Origin of the sequence: Janthinobacterium saanense (assembly GCF_014200675.1) — a bacterium.
Classification (GTDB): Bacteria; Pseudomonadota; Gammaproteobacteria; order Burkholderiales; family Burkholderiaceae_D; genus Janthinobacterium.
Genome location: NZ_JACHCI010000002.1, coordinates 264,824 through 285,358 on the forward strand (window position 1 = coordinate 264,824; position 20,535 = coordinate 285,358).

The following is a 20,535-nucleotide window of genomic DNA, read 5'->3' on the forward strand; positions in this document are numbered from 1 at the left end:
AGCGGGAACCACGCATGAATCCCTCGAAGATTTTTATTGAACGGCCGGTGGCCACGGCGCTGCTGATGGTGGCGATTTTGCTGGCCGGCATGCTGGCCTACCGCTTGCTGCCGCTGTCGGCCTTGCCGGAAGTCGATTACCCCACGATAGAAGTGACCACCCTGTATCCGGGCGCCAGTCCGGACGTGATGTCAACCACCGTGACGGCGCCGCTGGAGCGCCAGTTCGGCCAGATGCCGGGCTTGAGCCAGATGACCTCGACCAGTTCCGGCGGCGCTTCCGTGATCACCCTGCGCTTTTCGCTGGGCCTGTCGCTGGACGTGGCCGAACAGGAAGTGCAGGCCGCCATCAATGCCGGCAGCAATCTGCTGCCGACCGATTTGCCCATGCCGCCCGTGTACAGCAAGGTCAACCCGGCCGACGCGCCGGTGCTGACGATCGCCATCACTTCGCCCACCATGGCGGTGACGGCGCTGCACGATCTGGTGGAAAACCGGCTGGCGCCCAAGCTGTCGCAAGTCGATGGCGTGGGGCTGGTCAGCATTGCCGGTGGACGCCGGCCCGCCGTGCGCATCCGCGCCAATCCGCAGGCGCTGACCAATCTGGGCCTGGCGCTCGACGATGTGCGCACCGCCATCGTGGCGGCCAACGTCAACCAGGCCAAGGGCAGTTTTGACGGTGCCCAGCGCGCCTCCACCATCGACGCCAACGACCAGCTGAAATCGGCGGCCGAATACCAGGACGTGATCATCGCCTGGAAAAATGGCAATCCCCTGCGCCTGAAAGATGTAGCCAGCGTGGTCGATGACGCGGAAAACCTGCACCTGGCCGCCTGGTCCGACCGCACGCCGGGCGTGATCCTCAATGTGCAGCGCCAGCCGGGCGCCAATGTGATCCAGACGGTAGAGCGCGTGCGCGCGCTGCTGCCCAAGCTGCAAGCTTCGCTGCCCGAGGCGATGCAGGTGCAGGTGATCGCCGACCGCACGACCACTATCCGCGCCTCGGTCGACGATACCCAGTTCGAGCTGATGCTGTCGATTGCGCTAGTGATCATGGTGATCTTTTTGTTCCTGCGCAGCGCCAGCGCCACCGTGATCCCCAGCGTGGCCGTGCCGCTGTCGCTGGTGGGCACTTTCGGCGTGATTTACCTGGCCGGTTTTTCCATCAACAACCTGACCCTGATGGCGCTGACGATTTCCACCGGTTTCGTGGTCGATGACGCCATCGTCATGATCGAAAATATCGCCCGCTACGTGGAAGAGGGCGAAACGCCGATGGCGGCCGCGCTGAAGGGGAGTAAACAGATCGGCTTTACCATCATTTCGCTGACGATTTCGCTGCTGGCCGTGCTGATACCGCTGCTGTTCATGGGCGACGTGGTGGGACGTCTGTTCCATGAATTTGCCATCACCCTGGCCGTGGCCATCCTGATTTCCGCCTTCGTGTCGCTGACCCTGACGCCGATGATGAGCGCGCGCCTGCTGCGCCCCGAGCACGAGCGGCGCCAGAGTCGCCTGGGCGCCTGGAGTGAACGCAGCTTCAATGCGCTGGTCAGCCGCTACGGTGTGGCGCTGGACTGGGTGCTGGACCGTCCGCGCATGGCCATGCTGGTGTTTGCGGCGACGCTGGTCCTGACCGGCTTGCTGTACGTGGTGGTGCCGAAGGGATTTTTCCCCGTGCAGGATACGGGTTTGCTGCAAGTGATCACGGAAGCGACGCAAACGACCTCGTTTGACGCCATGGGCAAGCGCCAGCAGGCGATCGCCGATGTTATCTTGCGCGATCCCGATGTGGACCACTTGGCGTCGTTTATCGGCGTCGATGGCGACAATCCCACGCTCAACACGGGCCGCATGCAAGTCACGCTCAAGCCGTTTGCCGAGCGTAGTTCGGCCGCGCCCGAGATCATCCGCCGCCTGACGGCCAGCACCTCGCATGTGCCGGGCATCACCGCCTATTTCCAGGCCGTGCAGGACCTGACCATCGAAGACCGCATTTCAAAGACCCAGTACCAGTTCCTGCTCAGTTCACCGGACCAGGCCCAGCTGAGCGCTGCCGCCACCAGCCTGCTGGCGAAACTGAAAACCCTGCCGGACCTGGCCGACGTGGCCAGCGACTTGCAGCAGCAGGGCCAGCAAGCCTATGTGCAGATCGACCGCGAAGCGGCCGGCCGCCTGGGCGTGACGGTGGCGGCCATCGATACGGCGCTGTATAACGCCTTCGGCCAGCGTTTGATTTCGACCATTTACACGCAAACGTCGCAATACCGCGTGGTGCTGGAAGCGGCCGGTGGCGCCAATGGCGGGCCGGACGCCATCGCCGGCCTGTACGTGCCCGGTTCCAGCGTCAACGCCGCCGGCGTGACCACAGTGGTGCAGGTGCCGCTCGCTTCGGTGGCGCACATCGTCAACCGGCTTGCGCCGCTGGCCGTCAATCATGTGGGCCAGTTCCCGGCCGTGACGATATCGTTCAACCTGGCTCCTGGCGCGGCGCTGGGCCATGCCGTGGACGCCATCAAGGCGCAGGAAGCGTCGCTGCATTTCCCGGCCAGCGTGGAAACCAGCTTCCAGGGTGCGGCGGCCGCCTTCCAGGCGTCATTGAGCAGCACCGTGATGCTGATCCTGGCCGCCGTGGTCACCATGTATATCGTGCTGGGCGTGCTGTATGAAAGTTATATCCACCCGCTGACCATCCTCTCGACCCTGCCGTCGGCCGGCCTGGGCGCGCTTTTGGCCTTGCTGGTGGCGGGCGAAGACCTGGGTATCGTCGCCATCATTGGCATCGTGCTGCTGATCGGTATCGTCAAGAAGAACGCCATCATGATGATCGACTTCGCCCTGTATGCCGAGCGCGAGGAAGGCATGGCGCCGCGCCAGGCCATCCACCAGGCGTGTTTGCTGCGTTTCCGGCCCATTTTGATGACCACCATGGCAGCCTTGCTGGGCGCCTTGCCGCTGATGCTGGGCACGGGTGTGGGCCATGAGCTGCGCCATCCGCTGGGCGTGACCATGGTGGGCGGCCTGCTGGTGAGCCAGTTGCTGACCCTGTTTTCCACCCCGGTGATCTATCTGGGCTTTGCCGCCTGGGCAAAATCGTTTGCCGACTGGCGTGCACGCCGCGCCGCTGTCCGTGAAGCCCATGATGCAGGGAGCGCTGCATGAATATCTCTGCGCCGTTTATCGCGCGGCCCGTCGCCACCACCTTGCTGACCCTGGCAGTGGCGCTGGCCGGGGTGCTGGGCTTCATGCTGCTGCCCATTGCACCCTTGCCGCAAGTGGATTTCCCCACCATTTCGGTCAGCGCCAGCCTGCCTGGCGCCAGCCCCGACACCATGGCGGCCACCGTGGCCACGCCGCTGGAACGGTCGCTGGGCAGCATCGCCGGCGTCAATGAAATCACTTCGCGCTCATCCCTGGGCTCGACCAGCATCACCATGCAGTTTGAACTGGACCGCGACATCGACGGCGCGGCGCGCGACGTGCAGGCGGCCATCAACGCGGCCCGCACCTTGCTGCCGACCGGCTTGCCCAGCAACCCGACTTACCGCAAAGTGAACCCGGCCGATGCGCCCATCATGATTCTGGCGCTCACTTCATCGACCCTGACGCGCGGCCAGATGTATGACGCGGCGTCCACCGTGCTGGCGCAGCGTTTGTCGCAAGTCGAGGGCATAGGCCAGGTGAACGTGGGCGGCGGCGCCTTGCCGGCCGTGCGCGTGGAACTGGACCCGGACAAGCTGGCCGCCAAGGGCATCGGCATCGACACCGTGCGCACGGCCATTACGTCCACCAATGCCAACCGGCCCAAGGGATCGGTGGAGCAGGATGGACGCAGCTGGCAAATCGGCGCCAACGACCAGGCGCGCACGGCGGCCGACTATGCGCCAGTGCTGCTCAGCTACCGCGATGGCGCCGCCGTGCGCCTGCGCGACGTGGCCACCTTGAGCGATTCGGTGCAGGATGTGCGCAATTACGGCGTGGCCAATGGCAAGCCGGCCATTGCGCTATTCCTGCTCAAGCAGCCGGGCGCCAACATCATCGAGACGGTGGAACGCGTGCGCGCCTTGCTGCCGCGCCTGCAAGCCTCGATCCCGGCCGCCATCGACATGAATGTCATCAGCGACCGCACACCGACCATCCGCGCCTCGCTGCGTGAAGTGGAGCGCTCGCTGGCGATCGCCATCGGCCTGGTGGTGCTGGTGGTGCTGGCCTTCTTGCGCAACTGGCGCGCCGCCTTGCTGCCTGCCGTGGCCGTGCCAGTCTCGCTGGCGGGGACTTTGGGCGTGATGTATTTGTGCGGCTACAGCCTGGATAACCTGTCGGCGATGGCGCTGACGGTGGCCACCGGTTTTGTGGTCGATGACGCCATCGTGGTGCTGGAAAATATCTCGCGCCATATGGAACAGGGCATGGGACCGCGCGAAGCGGCCTTGAAAGGAGCGCGTGAAATCGGCTTCACGGTGGTCTCCATCAGTATCAGCCTGATCGCCGTGTTCATTCCGCTGCTGCTGATGGGTGGCGTGGTGGGGCGGCTGTTCCGCGAGTTTGCCGTGGTCCTGTCGACGGCGATCCTGATTTCCATGTTCGTTTCGCTGAGCACCACGCCGATGATGGCGTCGGTGCTGCTCAAGCCACCCACGCACAAGCGGCCAGGCAAGGTGGGGGCGGCGCTGGCACGGGCCAGCCGGCGCGTGATGCGCGGCTACCGGCGCTCGCTGGCCTGGACCTTGCGCCACCAGCCGGTGGCCATTATCGCCTTGCTGGCGGTCATCGGCCTGAACGTGTTCCTGTACACGGCCATCCCCAAGACCTTCTTTCCGCAGCAGGATACGGGCGTGATCGTCGGCAGCGTGCAGGCCGATCAGGGCAGTTCCTTCCAGATCATGCAGCAGCGCGTGGACCGCTTCGTGGCGATCCTGCGCGCCGATCCGGCGGTGGCCAATGTCAGCGGTTCCACCGGCGGTAACCAGATCAATACGGCCAACTTCTATATCACGTTAAAACCCCTGGCCCAGCGCAAGCTGGCCGTCGACGCGGTGGTGGCGCGCCTGCGCGGCCGGCTGTCGCATGAACCGGGCGCCAATCTGTTCCTGGTGCCGGTGCAGGATATCCGCATCGGCGGACGGCAAGCCAACGCGCAGTATCAATACACTTTGCAGGGCGACGATATCGACACCTTGCGCACCTGGGAGCCGCGTATCCGCAACGCGCTGGTCAAACTGCCGGAACTGACCGACGTCAATAGCGACCAGCAGGACAAGGGCGCGCAAACGGCGCTGCAGGTGGACCGCGATGCGGCGGCCCGCCTGGGCATCAGCATGAGCACCCTCGATAACACCTTGAACGACGCCTTCGGCCAGCGCCAGGTGGGGGTGATCTACAACCCGCTGAACCAGTACCGCGTGGTGATGGAGCTGGCCAGCCCGTATCTGCAAGGCCCGGAGACGCTGAAAAAGCTGTATGTGAGCAGCGCTTCGGGCGCGCAAGTGCCGCTGTCCGCGTTTACCACGATAGCGCCGCGCAATACGCCGCTGTCTGTCAACCACCAGGGCGGCAGCCCGGCGTCCACCGTCAGTTTCAACCTGCCGCTGAATATGTCGCTGTCAGAGGCGACCGGTGCCATCGACAAGGCCATGCAGGGCCTGGGCTTGCCGGCTTCCGTGCGCGGCAGCTTCCAGGGCACGGCAAACGCCTTCCAGCAATCGTTGTCCTCGCAGCCGATACTGATCGCGGCGGCCATCGTCACGGTGTATCTGGTATTGGGCATGCTGTATGAAAGCCTGGTCCACCCGATCACCATTTTGTCTACCCTGCCATCGGCCGGCGTGGGCGCCTTGCTGGCCCTGATGCTATTTAAGACGCAGTTTTCCATCATCGCCCTGATCGGCGTGATCCTGTTGATCGGCATCGTCAAGAAGAACGCCATCATGATGATCGACTTCGCCATCACACGCCAGCGTGCCGGCCATATGGGGGCGGGAGCCGCCATTTTCCGTGCCGCCAACCTGCGCTTGCGTCCCATCCTGATGACGACGGTGGCGGCCATCTTCGGCGCCATCCCGCTGGCCGTGGGCAGCGGCGACGGTGCGGAACTGCGCCAGCCGCTGGGTATCGCCATCGTCGGCGGCCTGATTTTGAGCCAGTTGCTGACCTTGTACACCACGCCTGTCGTGTATGTGCTGATGGACCGTTTGCGCCGCCAGGGCAGTCAAGCTGTACCTGCACCGGACGCCGGGCTTTCCCCTTCCACCCTTATCGCCAGGTAGCGCCATGCACAACCGTGTTCTTCATCTCCCCCGTTTTGTCTTTTGCCTGCCCTTGTTGCTGAGCGCCTGCGCCGTGACGCGCGTGGCGCCGCCACCGCCCGTTACCGCACCCGCCGCATTCAAGGAAGACACGCCGTGGCAGCGCGGCACAGGCGCCGCCGCTGCAGTTGCCGTCCCCGACGACTGGTGGACCTTGTTCGGCGACCCGCAACTCAATGCACTCGAAGCGCGCCTGATCGTCGGCAATGAAAATCTGAAATCGCTGGCGGCCCAGCTGGCCAGCGCCCGCGCCGCGGTCGAAGCGAGCCGCAGCGCCCTGTATCCGACGCTGTCGGTGTCGGCCGGCGCCACCCGCGATGGCAATCCCGCGCAGACGACTGGCAATGGCGGCAATGGCGGCAGCATCAGCAATACCGCCAACAGCATGACCCTGGGGGCCAGCGCGGCCTGGGAAGTCGACCTGTGGGGCCGGCTGTCGCAAGCCAGCGAGGGAGCGCAGGCAAGCGCGCAAGCGAGCTTTGATGATCTGGCGGCGGCCCGTTTGTCGGCCCAGTCCACCCTGGCGCAAACCTATTTTTCGCTGCGCACCAGCGACGCCCAGCTTGACTTGCTGACGCGCAGCGTGGCCGCCTATCAGCGTTCGCTCGATTTGACGCAAGCGCGCTACGATGGCGGCGTGGCGGCGCGCAGCGATGTGCTGCAGGCGCAGACCCAGCTCAAGAGCGCCCAGGCCCAGCAAGCCGATATGGCCGCGCAGCGGGCAACCCTGGAACACGCAATCGCCGTCCTGCTGGGCATTCCACCGAGCGCCTTGGAAGTGGCGGGCGTGGCGGGTTTGCCCGCCGTGCCGCCGGTGCCGGCATTGCTGCCGTCCACCTTGCTGGAGCGGCGGCCCGATATCGCCGCCGCGCAGCGCCGCGTGGCGGCCGCCTACGCACAGATCGGCGTGGCCGACGCCAGTTATTTCCCGGCCCTGTCGCTGTCGGCCAGCGCAGGCTACCGCAATACCTCGCTATCGAATTTGGTCAGCGCACCGAATTTCCTCTGGTCGCTGGGATCGAGCCTGACCGAAGCCATATTCGATGGCGGACAGCGCAAGCTGGCCAGCGCGCAGGCGAGGGCGGCGGCCGACCAGGCCACCAGCACCTATCGTCAGTCGGTCTTGACGGCCTTGCAGGAAGTCGAGGACAACCTGGTGCTGGCCAGCCGCCTGCAGGAAGAAGTGGCTTACCAGGCCGACGCCGTGGCGGCGGCGCAGCGCAACCTGACGATCACGAACGACCAGTACGCGGGCGGCACCGTCAGCTATCTGAATGTGGTCACCGCGCAGACGGCGGCTTTTACCAGCGAAAGCAGCTTGCTGTCGGTGCAGAACCGGCAATTGGCGGCCACGGCGATCCTGCTGAAAAATATAGCAGGGCGCTGGGATACTATTACTCCAGGCAGCAAGGGTTAGCAGCTTTATGTCAGATGTCATCATATTTTTGCCAACAGAAACATGATCGACATGGCAGGGGAGCAAGATGGAATCAGATGCAGCGCTACGGTGCATCGCTTCCACCTTCAAGGAGAATGATCATGAACGTCGATTATCAAATCAGCAGCAGGAGCTCCCACGCCGTCTGTGCCGTAATCGCCCTGGCCGCCACGGCCGTCCTGATGTGGCTGGTCTTCACGGTGGCCGGCGATTATTACGTGGCCGATGCACAGGCCGCCGCTATTGCCACCCAAACCGTGGCGCTACAGGATATTCCCGCCTCCAGCATCGTCCACGTCCATCCATAGCGGCGCACGGGCTTATGTTACAGATGACATATTCGATGGCCCGGACCGACATGGCGATGCGCTCAAGACGCGCGAGAATACATTCAGCGCGCCACTGCCGGCGCGGCCGACAGGAGAACGCTATGCCGATTCAGCAGATCACGCAGAAAGCCACGCCGCTGGCACCGGGCCAGTATCAAAAACTGGAAGTCGCCGAGCTGGTGGGCGTTGTGTATACAGAAATACCGCCCGTGGAACAGCGCCATCTGCTGTCGCAGATACTCAAGCCCCTGGGATTATTGTCCCTGGCGGCCGTGGCCAATGGCGTGTTTGCCAGGCTGTGGCTGCGCGGCGACAGCCAGCACGAACATCTGCGCCTGGACGATGCGCACAACCTGCCGCCCGGCGATATCGTCACCCTGGTGCATTTCGTGCAGCAGGTGAGCGCTGAAACCATCGAGGGGCTGGCCAGCACCCTGTGCACCTCGCCCACCCTGGTGGGGTCGGCAGCCGCCGCCGCGCTGCTGCGGGTGCTGATGCGGCGGATACAGGCGCGCCGGGAACGCCGCGGCCTGCGGCCGGCTGGCGCCCATTGAACACTTTTACACCATCAGAACAGGGTATCGACGTCGCTGGCCAGGCGGTAGCCGGCGCCGCGTTCGGTGACGATCAGTTTGGGCGCGGTAGCGTCTTGTTCCAGTTTGACGCGCAGGCGGCGGATCTGCACATCGATCGAGCGGTCGTAGACTTCCGCCTCGTGCAGGCGCGACAGCGACAGCAACTGGTCGCGGCTCAGCACGCGCTGGGGCGAGCGGCACAGGGCATTGAGCAGGCTGAATTCGCCATTCGACAAATCGACCACCGCGCCATCGGGCGCCGTCAGGCGGCGCGTGCGCAAGTTCAGCTCCCAGCCCGAAAAACGAAACGCGCGGCGGCTGCCATCGCGCTCGGGCAAGGTTGCCTGCACCTGGTAGCGGCGCAGCACGGCGCGCACGCGCGCCAGCAATTCACGGGGGCTGAACGGTTTCGTCACATAATCGTCGGCGCCCAGTTCCAGCCCCATCACCCGGTCCGCTTCTTCATTACGCCCCGTCAGCAGTATGATGGGAACGGTGGCGCGCTCGCGCACCTGGCGCGCCAGCTGCAAGCCGTCTTCGCCGGGCAGTTTCAAATCCAGCAGCACCAGGTCGACGGCATGCGCTTCAAGCGCGGCAAACATGGCGCTGCCCGTGTGCACGCAAGTGACGCGCATCTCGTTATTCCCCAGGTATTCAGCCACCAGTTCGCAAATGGCGGCATCATCGTCCAGCATCAGGATATGCGGCGCAACGGAGTTAGTCATGTTCAGTCATCAATCGTCGGTAGGAGCCAGGGCAGGAGCAAGGTCGGGCATGGATGATATCGTATCAGAAGCAAAGCCCTTGCTGCGCCGGTCGACGCTGCTGGCCCTGATTATTTCTGCCGTCATGATATTGGTGGCAAGCTTGTCGCTGCTGCACTTGCGGCGCGAAGCCATCGATACCCAGGGCCGCGAATTGCGTTTGCTGTCGCTGGCCCTGACAGCCGAAGTGGGGCGCGGCTTGCAGGGCGTGGATGAGGGATTTCGCGCCATGCAGACGGAATTGCGCGAAGGGCGCTTGCCCACCAGCGGCCCGCTGGCTGGACGCGTGCTCAAAACCCATGTGGACTTGATGCCGATGGTGCAGAATTTATGGTTATTTGATGAACAGGGCCAGGTGCTGGCCGCGGCCGACGCCAGCGCGCCGCCGTCCCTGGCCTCGTTTGCGCCATCGCTGGACAGCCTGCAAGGCGACCGCGTGGCCATCAGCCGGCCATATTCCGCCATCTCTGGCGCGCCGGCCAAGGTGGCGATGGCGGCGCATTTCCCTGCCGACGCTGGCCGTCCCGGCGGCTGGATCGTGGCTGCCTTGCCGGCCGAATCGCTGCTGGGGGCGTTTTCCATCGCCTCGCCCGCGCCGGACGCCCGCATGGCCGTGTTCCGCACCGATGGCGTGCGCCTGGCCGGCGCCATCGTGGCAGGCGCCAAGATCAGCGAAGAGCAATTGGCGCGCCGCCTGGCCGCCATGCAGGATAGCGCCGTGCGCCATTTCCACGATGACAGCGAACGCCTGGTCGCCATGCACAGCCTGCAGCAATTCGGCATCGACGTGGTGCTCACGCGCGACCTGGGCGTGATGCTGGTCAGCTGGCGCCAGGCCGTGCGCCTGACCCTGGCCGTGGTGGCTTTCCTGTTGCTGGTACTGGCCGTATCCGTGTATTACATCGTGCGCGCCGATACGCGCCGCGCCCGCGCACAGCAGGCATTGCAGGCGCAGCAGGCGCGCAGCAGCAAATTCAGTTCGCTGGGCGCGCTGGCCGGCGCCGTGGCGCATGACTTCAACAATGTGCTGGCGGCCATCGTCGGTTATGGCGAAATGGCGCAGGATGCAGCCGTCGAGGGCAGCGCCCAGCGCCGCCACCTGGACATGGTGATCAAGGCGGCCCTGCGCGGCAAGACGCTGGTGGCGCGCATCCTCACCTTCAGCGGCGGCGGCGCCCGCGCATCCACCTCGTTTGAGTTAAAACCCATCGTCGAAGAAGTGCTGGCCATGCTGGAAGGCTCGCTGCCTGCCGGCATCCGGTTGCAGCGGCAGCTGGAAATCGGCCAGGGCAGGGCCAGCGGCGACCCCACCCAGGCTTTTGAAGCGATCATGAATCTGTGCACGAATGCCATGCAGGCGATGCCGTCCGGCGGCGCCCTGACGGTAAGCCTGCGCCGCGTGCAGGTAGCCCAGGCGCGCATCCTGTCGCACAGCCGGCTCGAAGCGGGTGCATATCTGGAACTGAGCGTGGCTGACGAAGGCCGGGGCATTTCGCCGGAAGTGATGGAGCATCTGTTCGAACCGTTCTTCACCACCCGCGCCAAGGAAGCGGGCACGGGCCTGGGCCTGGCCGTGGTGCATGGCGTGGTGTCGGAGTTCAACGGCGCGATCGATGTGCGCAGCAAGCTGGGGCGCGGTTCGGTATTCACCATCTTCCTGCCCGAATCGACCGATACGGACGATGACGGCCAGCTGGCCGCCACGCCTGCCGCCGGCGCGCCGCAGACCGTCATGGTGATCGACGACGATCCCGACCTGGTGGCGATGGTCGAGGAAATGCTCACGGACATGGGCTACAGCACGGTGGGCTACACGGAATCTCCCTCAGCCCTGCAAGCCTTGCTGGCCGAACCGCAGCGTTATGCATTGGTCATTACCGACGAAGTGATGCCCAGCCTGAGCGGCACGGCGCTGGCCCAGGTGGTGCATGCACAGCTGCCCGACCTGCCACTGGTATTGCTGAGCGGCTATGGCGGCCCCTTGATGGCGGCCAAGGCCACGGCGGCCGGCGTATCGCAGTTGATGCTCAAACCACTGCGGCGCGAAGAACTGGTGCAGGTGATGGAGGAGTTACTGCCGCGCGCTTGATTCATCAGTCTCTAAAATTAAGAGTCCCGTGCGTGCATGGCGCTTTCCTCCGCCCCAAACAATTGCGCGCTTCCCCTGCGCGACGCAGCGACGGCAGCTTCACCGCGTACACGCAGCGCCTGTTCATAGCTGGCAATTGCCGGCAGCAGTCCTGATTCGCCATGGGCGACGCTTGCCAGCGCCAGTGACAACGCTGCCGCATCGGCCAGCGCCGTATTGGCGCCCAGGCCGCTGGCCGGACTCATGGCGTGGATGGCGTCGCCCAGCACGGTAACGGCGCTGCTGTTACAAGGCGGTACAGATGTGGCGTGGCGGATGGATGTCACCGTGATGGCGGCGGGATCGGCCAGCTCGAACAGCGCTTTCAAGGCAGGCGACCAACTGGCCGTGATGTCCGCAAGACAGCCCTGCAGATCCTGCTCCATACCCGCGAAGCGCTCGCGCCTGCCTATCATGGCCCAGTACAGATAGTCTGGAATGGCCGTCAAAGCCAAGCCAGGCGGTATGTCGGGCTGCGATGGCATGGCGTCGATGACTACCGCCAGGCCAGGCGCGAACAGCACGGACGTACCAGATTGCAACTCCGGCGCGACCCGCTGTGCTGCCGCCATGGCCGTCGTGCCATAGATGCAAATATCGCCCGATTCTGTCGGCCGCACACCAGGAAAGCGCCAACCCATGACAGCCGAATGCGCGCCGTCCGCGCCGACCAGAACGTCGCTCAGCACGCTGCTGCCATCCGTGAAATGGACATCGACCATGCCATCGGAGCGCTCCGTGTAGCGGTCGAGTGCCTTGCCAAAATGCACATGTTCGCTGATGCCGGCCAGCAGGATTTCACGCAGGGTAAGGCGATTGATGCGCAGGTCGGGTTCTTCCTCCTCCTGCCAGTCTTCCACCCATTTGTCGTTCAAGGTGGATAGCTGCGCATCTATCGTGCGCACACCGGGCGAGGGCGGGGCGCCGCACCGTTTCAATAGCGAGTACAGCTGCGGCGGCAGGCAGGCGGCGAGGGCGGCCAGGCCAGTCTGGTCCAGCCGCAGCCGGTAGCCTTGCCGACGGCTGTCGGTGGCCGCATCCTTTTCATAAACATCGAAGGCGATACCCGTTTGTTGCAAGCCTTGCGCCAGACACAGACCGCCGATGCCGGCGCCGATGATGGTGACGTGGGGAGAGTGAGTTGTCATGCTGGTCCTTGCTGAAGAGTTTGGATACAGCATTATTCGACAGCAAGCCTCTGGCGTGATAACGTCATCAAGACATAAACCAATGAATTTGAGCCATGCCAGAGCAACAACAGCCCATGCCGGATTTCAGCGAACAGGCCGATGGCCCGCCCCTGATCGTACAGTGGAGCGATGACGGTCCCGAGAGCCAGTTCCGGCTGGGCACACGCGAAGTCGATTGGCACAGCCACGTGCGCGGGCAGCTAATGTGTGTCGAGAGCGGCCTGGTGCATGTGCGCACGCGGCAAGGTTCGTGGATCCTGCCGCCGCATCGGGCCGGCTGGTTGCCACCTGGGCAGGAGCACAAGGTGGCTATTTCCGGCGCGATGAGCGGCTGGAATGTGTTGCTGGCTCCCGAGGCCTGCGCCGGCTTGCCTGGCCAAGCCTGCGTGATCGGCAGTAGCGAGGTGCTGGTCGCCATGGTGCGGCGCGCCGCCAGGTGGCCGCAACAAGCGCCTTTGACGGTTGCACAGCAGCGAATGATGGCCGTCCTGCTCGACGAATTGGCTGAGGCACCGAAGGAAGCCTTGCATTTGCCCATGCCGACGGACCGCCGCCTGCTGGCCGTGGCCAACGCCGTGCTGGCCCAGCTCGACAGCCAGCGCACCTTGCAGCAGTGGGCGCAGTGGGGCGCGATGTCGGCGCGCACCCTGAGCCGGCTGTTTCCTGCCGAGACGGGCATGAGTTTTGCGCAATGGCGCACGCAGGCCGGCTTGCTGCATGCGCTGGAAAGGCTGGCCCATGGCGACGCCGTGGCCGATATTGCCCATAGCCTCGGTTACGCCACGCCGAGCAACTTTATCGCCATGTTCCGCCGCAGCCTGGGCGCCTCGCCAGGTCGCTATTTCAAGCCGTGAGGCAACAATTGCCGCGATTTCTCATACAGCAGCTTGGCTTTCGCCTGATCGCCCTTGGCCTGGTATGTTTCGGCCAGGCTATCCCAGACATTGGCCGAGGCAGGGAACAGGACAGTATTGAGCTCGAACACGCGGATGGCGGCGTCTAGCCTCAGATTCTCGCGCAGCATGTAGCCGGTGCTGTTGACGGTACGTTCCAGCGCCGCGCCCTGTACGGTACCTTGCATTTGCAAGGACTTGGCTTGCGCGGCACTGTCAAAGGCTGGGGCCAGCGCAGCATGGATCAATCGTTCGGAAACGACTTCCGCCGGGAACTGGTCCGGTGCAGCGGCCGCCATGACGCTATTGACCAGGGTGCGCGACCAGACGTTTCTGGCGCTGCCATTGGTCAGATAGATGAAGGTGTAAGGATGATCGAGTGACGTCTGGTAAAGAATGCGGGCGCGCACTTTCGTGCCGCCATCATGGCCGACTTCATGATAAGGCCCCATTTCACCCGTTTCCCAGCCGGTGGCAAAGCCTCCGCGCTGGCCGTTGGCCAGCACAGGCGTTTGCCAGAACTGCTGCAATGCAGTCTTGCCGACCAGTTTGCCGTCAGCCAGCGCCTGCAGGAAGCGGCTCAGGTCGTCCAGCGATATATACAGATCGCTATGGCCATGGGCATACGCCGGCCACGCCACTTCCTTACTTTGCTGCAAGGCGCCGTCCTTGCCCATATAACTCGTCGCCACGCCAGCCTTGGGCAAGGCGGCCGCTCCCAGATACGTGTGTTTCAAGCCCAGCTTTTGCAGGATGCGTTCATCGGCGATGCGCTCGTACGGCTTGCCATAATGGGCTTCGAGCAGGGCCGACAGCACCAGGTAATTGGTCTGCGTGTAGCGCGTATTGCTGCCCGCAGCAAATTGCAGCGGCTGCTCCGCCAGGCCGTCAAGCGCCGCCTGCAGGCTGGCGGGAAAGGGGGCGCGCGGCCCATCGTCCCTGGTTTGGGCCGCGCCAAAATACTCGGGCACACCCGATGTGTGATTGAGAAACTGGCGTACGGTGATGTGATGCCAGGCTGCCGGCAAGCCGTGCACATACAGGCTGGCCGGCTTGTCCAGCTCGATTCTCCCTTGCTCCACCAGCTGCATGAGCAGGGTGCTGGCAAACAGCTTGCTCAGCGAATACACGGGAAACAGGGTGTCGGCCGTGATGTGTTCCCTGGTGGCAAGATTGGCGTCGCCATCGGCACCCCGGAATAGCAGCTTGCCGTCGTGGGCGATGAACACAGCCTGGCCGGCGATGCCGTAGCGCTGGGCATTGAGGTGCATTTGCTGACTGACGGCCTGCGCCAGCGGCTCTGCCGCATAAGCTGCGGGCGGGGTCAGCAAAGCCAGTGGCAAGACGACGCGGAAGAAGGGGCGCAGTATCAAGGAAGTTCCTCATTGAATTTGTTGGTGAAAGAGTATCACCATTTGATGTTCGGCAGCCACATTCCCATGGTGGCGACAACGATGCCGATACTCATGGCCACGGTGCACAAGACCAGCAAGGCGGCCATGCCGAAGCGGGCGGCCGTACCGCCATGGTCGCGGCACAGCAGATACAGTTGCAGTACGGTCAGCGGCAGCAGATATTGGGCGTAGGACAGGAAACCCAGGAATGGCCCCGTAAAAGTATCGGGATTGAAACCCGAGGGGCCGCCATGGATGACGATCCAGAACATCAGGCCGACGCGGAAAAACCATACGCCGCTGACCGCCAGGAACAGCCGCAGCGCCCAGCGGCTGTGGGCCGCGACATCGCGCTGCAGGGCGCGCCGCAAGGCCAGGCCAGCAAAGAAAAGCACCAGCACGGCGTTCAGGCTGGTGCCCACATGCTGGACCATGTCGCCCACGGCGCCGCGCAGCCAGACCATATACAGGCCGGACAGGGCGGCCACCGCCGCGCCAGCCAGGTACACGCGTCCATTCCAGCGGTGAAATGCAGGCGCCCGGCGCCGCACTTGCGGTACCAGCTGCAGTGCGCCGCCCAGCATGATGAGCATGGCCAGCAGCAGATGGGCGCCCGTGACCAGATTGCCCGCCATGTCGCCGACCACATGGCCGTGCGTCATGACCTGGTTCCAGCCCTTGAAATTGCCGCGCACGCCACTGCCGCCATACAGGGCCAGGATGTAGACGGCAAAGATGGATTGCCCGATGACGGTCGCGACGAACCAGAAGATGGTGGCCGACGCCAGGGCGGTGGCGGACCAGGCTTGCAGGCGGGGACGCGCTGACAAGGTCAAAGTTGCTGAAGTCATTCTGTTATTCCCTGTGAGTTGTTCGATCCTTACGATAGGCAGCTGCCGCCACGCAGACAACGGTGCAAGGGCAAACTTGCGATGAGCGGCGGTTTTCAGGACTTGAATGACGGTGGCAGAGCGGTTATTGTGACGGGATGCCAAATATGCCACTCAGCTCAATCATCTTCACCAGGCGCGGCTTGACCGCGCTGTTGCCGAGCGCCAGGCACGCGCTGATCGTGCTGGTGTTTACGCTGGTGCTGTCGTGGGGGCTGAGTCTGTTTAGCGGCACGCCCTATCCGGCCGTGTTCGGGCGCATCGGTTTTATCGGCGCGGCTTTGCTGCTGGCGTATTCGGTGGCGGGAGTAATGCATCCACGCTGGCTGTCGCCTTCCCTTGCGCGCATCGCGGCCGTGGTGGTGACGGCGCCGATTGCAGCCCTGATCACGGCCATCGTTGCCCAGCGCGGCCAGTTTATCGCCCACCTGAGCCAGATGGAAAACCTGATCGGCCACTTCCTGATGGTGTTTCTGGCGCTGCTGTTCGGCATTTTGTTTTCCCTGCTGGCCATGCGCCGCGAACGCCATGTGCGCGAGCGGACCGACCGGCTGCAGGCCGAGCTGGAAAAGAACCGGCTGGAGCGCGAATTGCTGGACGCGCGCCTGCGCCTGCTGCAAGCGCAGATCGAGCCGCACTTCCTGTTCAATACCCTGGCCAATGTGGAAGCGCTGGTTGCCTCGGGCTCCGGCAATGCCGGGCCGGTGCTGCGCCATTTGATCGCTTATCTGCGCGCCGCCATGCCGCGCCTGAACGATGCCGAAGCCACCCTGGAAACGGAATTGCAGCTGGTGCGCGCTTATCTGGAACTGATGCATTTGCGCATGCCTGACCGGCTGCAATTTTCCGTATCTGATGTCGCGCAGGCGGCGACCCTGCGTTTTCCCGCCATGTCCTTGCTGACCCTGGTGGAAAACGCCGTGCGCCACGGTATCGACCCCGGCATGGAGGGCGGCTCCATCGAGGTCGGCGGCCTGCGTGACGAAAGTACGGGCAAAGTCACCTTATGGGTCAGCGACACGGGCGTGGGCATGGCGGAAACGGCGCAGCCCGGGGTGGGCCTGGCCAATGTGCGCAGCCGCCTGCAAGCATATTACGGCGCCGGCGCCCGCATCGAACTGCACGAAGCAGCGCCCCACGGCGTGCGGGTTGAACTGCATTTTATTCCTGGAGAGACCGCATGACACGCACCAGCGCACTGATCGCCGACGACGAACCGCTGCTGCGCGAGCGCCTGCGCACCCATCTGGCCACCTTGTGGCCGGGGCTGCAATTGCTGGACGACGCCCGCAACGGCCCGGAAGCGGTCGAACTGTTCGAGCTGCACCAGCCGCAGATCGTGTTTCTTGACATCCATATGCCAGGCTTGAACGGCATCGAAGTGGCGCGCACCCTTGCCCGCCGCGCTCACCTGGTTTTTATTACGGCCTATGAGCAATATGCCGTGCAGGCCTTCGAGCACGGCGCCATCGATTACCTGGTCAAGCCCATCGATCCGGCGCGCCTGGCCGATACGGTACAGCGCTTGCAACGCCAGATCACCGGTCCCGTCCAAGGCAGCGCCTCTCTCGATGCCGTGCTGGAGCAATTGGCAGGGCGATTGGTGGCACAGCCCCGGCCTTGGCTGCAATGGATCAAAGCCTCAGTGGGAAACAGCGTGCGGCTGATTCCCGTCGAGCAAGTGCGTTTCCTGCGCGCCGATGACAAATACACGCAGGTCGTGTGGGATGAAGGTGTGGCGCTGATACGCAAGAGCATACGCGAACTGGCCGAACAGCTCGATCCCAGCCGTTTCGTGCAGACGCACCGCTCCATCATCGTCAACCTGGGCTATGTCAGCGAGGTGGTGCGGGGCATCAATGAAACTGCCGAGCTGCATCTGCGGGGCAGCGGAGAAACCCTGCCGGTCAGCCGCAACTATCTGTATCACTTCCGGCAAATGTGATTATGCAGCCTGCCGTTTTGCCGCCCAGCGCCGATATTGGCGGGTGCGCAAAGCATTCCCGATTTGCTGGAAAATCAGCGCGCGCAGGGGGCTGACGCCAGGCTGCGGTGAGCGGCCATGGCTCAAACGCTGGAGCTGGAACTTGACGACCGCCATGCTGGCAGCGGCCGCATACAGCCTGTTTTTCCACGTAATCGGTTTCAGCACGAGCGCGTTATCGGCGCCTGCACGCCAGTTGCGCGGCAGCGATGGCTGCAGGGCCAGCGCCGTGGCGATGCCGGCCATGGCGATGCCGCTGTTGATGACGTTTTCCGCCACGGCGCGGCGCCGGATGCCGCCCGTGACCATCAGCGGCATGCGGGCGATGTTGGCCACTTCCTTGGCAAACTCCAGGAAATACGCTTCGCGCGCCAGGGTGCGTCCATCGCGCGCCTCGCCCTGCATGGCGGGCGCTTCGTAGCTGCCACCCGACAATTCAACCAGGTCCACCTGCAAGCCATTGAGCATGGTCACCACGTGGCGGGCGTCTTCCAGGCTGAAACCGCCGCGCTGGAAATCGGCTGAATTCAATTTTACGGCCACCGCAAACGTGGGCGCGACCGCAGCCCGCACGGCCTTGACGGTATCCGTCAACAGCCGCGCCCGGTTGTCGATGGAGCCGCCCCAGCGGTCCTGGCGCTTGTTGCTGAGCGGCGAGAGGAACTGGCTGAGCAGATAACCGTGCGCGGCATGGATTTCCACGCCCGTAAAACCGCTTTGCTGGGCCAGCCGGGCGGCTGTCACAAAGCGCTGTATCACCTCCGCAATATCGGCTTCTGTCATTTCCCTGGGCATGGGGAAGATTTTGGAATGCTTGCCCAGGTCCACTGCGATGGCCGATGGCGCCACAGTGGCTTGCTGCATGGCGGCGGGCGTTTGCCGTCCCGGATGGTTGATCTGCATCCAGAATTGCGCGCCACGCGAACGGCCCGCCTGGGCCCAGTCCCTGAAGCGCTGCAGATGAGCATCATTTTCCAGCACCACGCCGCCTGGCCCCGTCATGGCGCGGCCATCGATCATGACGTTGCCGGTCAGTATCAGGCCGGCTTCCCCGTCGGCCCACTGCCGGTACAGGCGCAACAGCTGCTCCGACGGTGCCTGGTCGGCGTCGGCCATGTTTTCTTCCATGGCCGCCTTGGCCAGGCGGTTGGGAATGATTTGGCCGTTGGGCAAGGTCAGTGCTGTAAATAAAGGACTCATGGTGATATTTTCCTGAAAGAGGAGCTCATGCAGGCCACTATAAGATTAAACCATGGTTGAAGGTCAAGCGGGTTTGCTGGCTTTTGCTATGATTAAAGCTTAAGGCAAGCTTTAACGTTGAACTTCAAGGGAAGACAGGCATGAAAATCGGCGAATTGGCCAGACAGAGCGGCTTGAACGCATCGCGCATCCGCTTTTACGAAGCGCGCGGCTTGCTGCATGCCGTGGTGCGCGGCGAAAATGGCTACCGCAGCTACCCGCCCGAAGCGCTGCAGGTCTTGCGCATCATCACGGGCGCGCAAAGAGCGGGGTTTTCCCTGGAGGAAATCCGCAAGCTGATACCGGCCGACCTGAGCAACTGGGATCAGGAAGAACTGCTGCAGGCTTTGCGCCGCAAGGTGACCGACATCGCTGCAATGGAAGAGCAACTGCGGCAGAGCCGTGCAGAGATCGAGCGCCTGCTGGTAGTCATTGCGGCAAGACCGCCCGATATGACCTGTAACGACAATGCCAGACGGGTGCTGAGCGAGGTCCGCTAAGCGCCTTCAGCCGGTGCTGCGAGCATGGCGGCCAGCGTAATTTTCAGGGTATGGCAAGCCTGGTCAAAAGTAGGGTGGAAATTGAGGACGTCGATCGCATCAAATTGCTGTTTCAATGGGACATAGCGCTCTTCCAGTTGCTGGAAGACCGCTGCCGCATGCCTGGTCATGAATGTACGCGCCGACGTCAGCGCGTCGGGTTCGCGCTCGGCGATCAAGGCAAAGTCGAAGATGTCGCGCCCCGTGATGTGATCGCCCCGGTGCCACATTTTCTTGGCGATGATTTCAACCGACGTTTCCACCCGTACCTGATGTCCCAGGACCGTTTCGATGGTAAATCCTGGCGTGGTCAGGTTGGGCGCGGCCACGAAGTCATCCCCGCCGCTCCCACCATCACCAGACGGCTCTGCATGTTTTCCATTGTTTCGCCCACAGGCTGAGGTGTTTCATGATTTTCTTGGCGGGTACCTCGGGCGTAGCCGCTTCGGCGACCGCTTGCACCACCACCGGCAAGGGTGTTTCGTCGAGCAAGGCCATCAAGTGTGCTTGAAATTGCTCCGGTGCGACGCCGGAACGCAGCATTGTCGCCAGCATGTCGGGCGTGATCACGTCGCGGTAGCTGGTGCTGACGCTGCGCGCCGCCACTGTCAATGCGTTTTTCAGGCCGGCTGGCTGGACTGTCTCCATGCTAAGGCCCAGGATATCCATCACGGCCTTCAGCTTGGTATAGCCAAGGTCTTTCAGCGTGCCGTTTTCCAGCTGATTGATGGTCACGCGCGACAGCCCGGCAAATCTGGCCACGTGTTCCTGCAGCAAGCCCACCTGGATGCGCTTGCTGTGAACTGCATCGCCGATCTGCGCCAGATTCATTGCACCCACCATTTAATGTTAAGTATATTTAACATTG

The 20,535-nt window shown here is 63.6% G+C and carries 17 protein-coding genes; 10 read left to right on the forward strand and 7 right to left on the reverse strand.

The window, feature by feature from the left end:
- Positions 1 to 14: 14 nt before the first annotated feature.
- From HDE72_RS04060 to HDE72_RS04080, 5 genes are all read left to right on the forward strand, one after another.
- A complete protein-coding gene (locus HDE72_RS04060) occupies positions 15 to 3,161 on the forward strand; it encodes an MdtB/MuxB family multidrug efflux RND transporter permease subunit (RefSeq protein ID WP_183737443.1) in 3,147 nt (1,048 codons plus the stop codon).
- Positions 3,158 to 6,265: a multidrug efflux RND transporter permease subunit gene (locus HDE72_RS04065; protein WP_183737444.1), complete on the forward strand. Its 3,108-nt coding sequence runs from the start codon at positions 3,158 to 3,160 to the stop codon at positions 6,263 to 6,265. The genes HDE72_RS04060 and HDE72_RS04065 overlap by 4 nt, the downstream gene beginning before the upstream one ends.
- 4 nt (positions 6,266 to 6,269) lie before the next feature.
- On the forward strand, positions 6,270 to 7,721 hold the full coding sequence (locus tag HDE72_RS04070) for an efflux transporter outer membrane subunit (RefSeq protein ID WP_183737445.1): 1,452 nt from the start codon (positions 6,270 to 6,272) through the stop codon (positions 7,719 to 7,721).
- 122 nt (positions 7,722 to 7,843) lie between these two features.
- Positions 7,844 to 8,050: a hypothetical protein gene (locus tag HDE72_RS04075; RefSeq protein ID WP_183737446.1), complete on the forward strand. Its 207-nt coding sequence runs from the start codon at positions 7,844 to 7,846 to the stop codon at positions 8,048 to 8,050.
- Positions 8,051 to 8,172: 122 nt separating this feature from the next.
- Positions 8,173 to 8,625, forward strand: coding sequence for a hypothetical protein (locus HDE72_RS04080; RefSeq protein ID WP_183737447.1), 453 nt, complete (start codon positions 8,173 to 8,175; stop codon positions 8,623 to 8,625).
- A gap of 14 nt (positions 8,626 to 8,639) precedes the next feature.
- Here the strand turns inward: HDE72_RS04080 and HDE72_RS04085 are convergent, their stop codons facing one another.
- The gene (locus tag HDE72_RS04085; RefSeq protein ID WP_183737448.1) at positions 8,640 to 9,371 is read right to left on the reverse strand and encodes a response regulator; all 732 of its coding nucleotides are present in this window, start codon (positions 9,369 to 9,371) and stop codon (positions 8,640 to 8,642) included.
- 49 nt (positions 9,372 to 9,420) lie between these two features.
- Between HDE72_RS04085 and HDE72_RS04090 the strand changes: the two genes are divergently transcribed.
- Positions 9,421 to 11,499, forward strand: coding sequence for an ATP-binding protein (locus tag HDE72_RS04090; RefSeq protein WP_183737449.1), 2,079 nt, complete (start codon positions 9,421 to 9,423; stop codon positions 11,497 to 11,499).
- A 17-nt stretch (positions 11,500 to 11,516) separates the two neighbouring features.
- Here HDE72_RS04090 and HDE72_RS04095 read toward each other — a convergent pair whose 3' ends face one another.
- Positions 11,517 to 12,686: an FAD-dependent oxidoreductase gene (locus HDE72_RS04095; RefSeq protein ID WP_183737450.1), complete on the reverse strand. Its 1,170-nt coding sequence runs from the start codon at positions 12,684 to 12,686 to the stop codon at positions 11,517 to 11,519.
- Positions 12,687 to 12,781: 95 nt separating this feature from the next.
- Between HDE72_RS04095 and HDE72_RS04100 the strand changes: the two genes are divergently transcribed.
- Positions 12,782 to 13,582 carry an AraC family transcriptional regulator gene (locus HDE72_RS04100; RefSeq protein WP_260176481.1) on the forward strand — a complete coding sequence of 267 codons (801 nt, stop codon included), beginning with the start codon at positions 12,782 to 12,784 and terminating at the stop codon, positions 13,580 to 13,582.
- On the opposite strand, the gene HDE72_RS04105 is transcribed toward HDE72_RS04100, so the two are convergent.
- Together HDE72_RS04105 and HDE72_RS04110 are read right to left on the reverse strand one after the other, a co-directional pair.
- Positions 13,567 to 14,994, reverse strand: coding sequence for a serine hydrolase domain-containing protein (locus tag HDE72_RS04105; protein WP_221291149.1), 1,428 nt, complete (start codon positions 14,992 to 14,994; stop codon positions 13,567 to 13,569). The two genes, HDE72_RS04100 and HDE72_RS04105, sit on opposite strands and share 16 nt — an antisense overlap.
- Positions 14,995 to 15,029: 35 nt before the next feature.
- The gene (locus HDE72_RS04110) at positions 15,030 to 15,866 is read right to left on the reverse strand and encodes a DUF2306 domain-containing protein (RefSeq protein WP_183737451.1); all 837 of its coding nucleotides are present in this window, start codon (positions 15,864 to 15,866) and stop codon (positions 15,030 to 15,032) included.
- A 146-nt stretch (positions 15,867 to 16,012) separates the two neighbouring features.
- Here HDE72_RS04110 and HDE72_RS04115 point away from each other — a divergent pair, with 146 nt between their 5' ends.
- Together HDE72_RS04115 and HDE72_RS04120 are read left to right on the forward strand one after the other, a co-directional pair.
- Entirely contained in the window at positions 16,013 to 17,089 is a 1,077-nt protein-coding gene (locus HDE72_RS04115; protein ID WP_221291150.1) for a sensor histidine kinase, read from the forward strand.
- Complete coding sequence (locus HDE72_RS04120; RefSeq protein ID WP_183737452.1) at positions 17,086 to 17,850, forward strand: LytR/AlgR family response regulator transcription factor; 765 nt, start codon at positions 17,086 to 17,088, stop codon at positions 17,848 to 17,850. Before HDE72_RS04115 ends, HDE72_RS04120 begins: the two co-directional genes overlap by 4 nt.
- Here HDE72_RS04120 and HDE72_RS04125 read toward each other — a convergent pair whose 3' ends face one another.
- The gene (locus tag HDE72_RS04125; RefSeq protein WP_183737453.1) at positions 17,851 to 19,089 is read right to left on the reverse strand and encodes an NADH:flavin oxidoreductase/NADH oxidase family protein; all 1,239 of its coding nucleotides are present in this window, start codon (positions 19,087 to 19,089) and stop codon (positions 17,851 to 17,853) included.
- 140 nt (positions 19,090 to 19,229) lie between these two features.
- On the opposite strand from HDE72_RS04125, the gene HDE72_RS04130 reads away from it, so the two are divergent.
- Entirely contained in the window at positions 19,230 to 19,628 is a 399-nt protein-coding gene (locus HDE72_RS04130; RefSeq protein ID WP_183737454.1) for a MerR family transcriptional regulator, read from the forward strand.
- Here HDE72_RS04130 and HDE72_RS04135 read toward each other — a convergent pair.
- Entirely contained in the window at positions 19,625 to 19,996 is a 372-nt protein-coding gene (locus HDE72_RS04135) for a nucleotidyl transferase AbiEii/AbiGii toxin family protein (RefSeq protein WP_183737455.1), read from the reverse strand. The genes HDE72_RS04130 and HDE72_RS04135 overlap by 4 nt on opposite strands.
- Positions 19,997 to 20,021: 25 nt before the next feature.
- On the reverse strand, positions 20,022 to 20,498 hold the full coding sequence (locus HDE72_RS04140) for a helix-turn-helix domain-containing protein (protein ID WP_183737456.1): 477 nt from the start codon (positions 20,496 to 20,498) through the stop codon (positions 20,022 to 20,024).
- Between the last annotated feature and the right edge of the window lie 37 nt (positions 20,499 to 20,535).

Excerpts from the sequence above, each read along its gene's own strand:
- HDE72_RS04090 (WP_183737449.1), top strand. The coding sequence starts at position 9,421 with ATGGATGATATCGTATCAGAAGCAAAGCCCTTGCTGCGCCGGTCGACG.
- HDE72_RS04100 (WP_260176481.1), top strand. The coding sequence starts at position 12,782 with ATGCCAGAGCAACAACAGCCCATGCCGGATTTCAGCGAACAGGCCGAT.
- HDE72_RS04075 (WP_183737446.1), top strand. The coding sequence starts at position 7,844 with ATGAACGTCGATTATCAAATCAGCAGCAGGAGCTCCCACGCCGTCTGT.
- HDE72_RS04080 (WP_183737447.1), top strand. The coding sequence starts at position 8,173 with ATGCCGATTCAGCAGATCACGCAGAAAGCCACGCCGCTGGCACCGGGC.
- HDE72_RS04115 (WP_221291150.1), top strand. The coding sequence starts at position 16,013 with ATGCCACTCAGCTCAATCATCTTCACCAGGCGCGGCTTGACCGCGCTG.
- HDE72_RS04110 (WP_183737451.1), bottom strand. The coding sequence starts at position 15,866 with ATGACTTCAGCAACTTTGACCTTGTCAGCGCGTCCCCGCCTGCAAGCC.
- HDE72_RS04085 (WP_183737448.1), bottom strand. The coding sequence starts at position 9,371 with ATGACTAACTCCGTTGCGCCGCATATCCTGATGCTGGACGATGATGCC.
- HDE72_RS04140 (WP_183737456.1), bottom strand. The coding sequence starts at position 20,498 with ATGAATCTGGCGCAGATCGGCGATGCAGTTCACAGCAAGCGCATCCAG.
- HDE72_RS04060 (WP_183737443.1), top strand. The coding sequence starts at position 15 with ATGAATCCCTCGAAGATTTTTATTGAACGGCCGGTGGCCACGGCGCTG.
- HDE72_RS04070 (WP_183737445.1), top strand. The coding sequence starts at position 6,270 with ATGCACAACCGTGTTCTTCATCTCCCCCGTTTTGTCTTTTGCCTGCCC.
- HDE72_RS04130 (WP_183737454.1), top strand. The coding sequence starts at position 19,230 with ATGAAAATCGGCGAATTGGCCAGACAGAGCGGCTTGAACGCATCGCGC.
- HDE72_RS04120 (WP_183737452.1), top strand. The coding sequence starts at position 17,086 with ATGACACGCACCAGCGCACTGATCGCCGACGACGAACCGCTGCTGCGC.
- HDE72_RS04125 (WP_183737453.1), bottom strand. The coding sequence starts at position 19,089 with ATGAGTCCTTTATTTACAGCACTGACCTTGCCCAACGGCCAAATCATT.
- HDE72_RS04095 (WP_183737450.1), bottom strand. The coding sequence starts at position 12,686 with ATGACAACTCACTCTCCCCACGTCACCATCATCGGCGCCGGCATCGGC.
- HDE72_RS04065 (WP_183737444.1), top strand. The coding sequence starts at position 3,158 with ATGAATATCTCTGCGCCGTTTATCGCGCGGCCCGTCGCCACCACCTTG.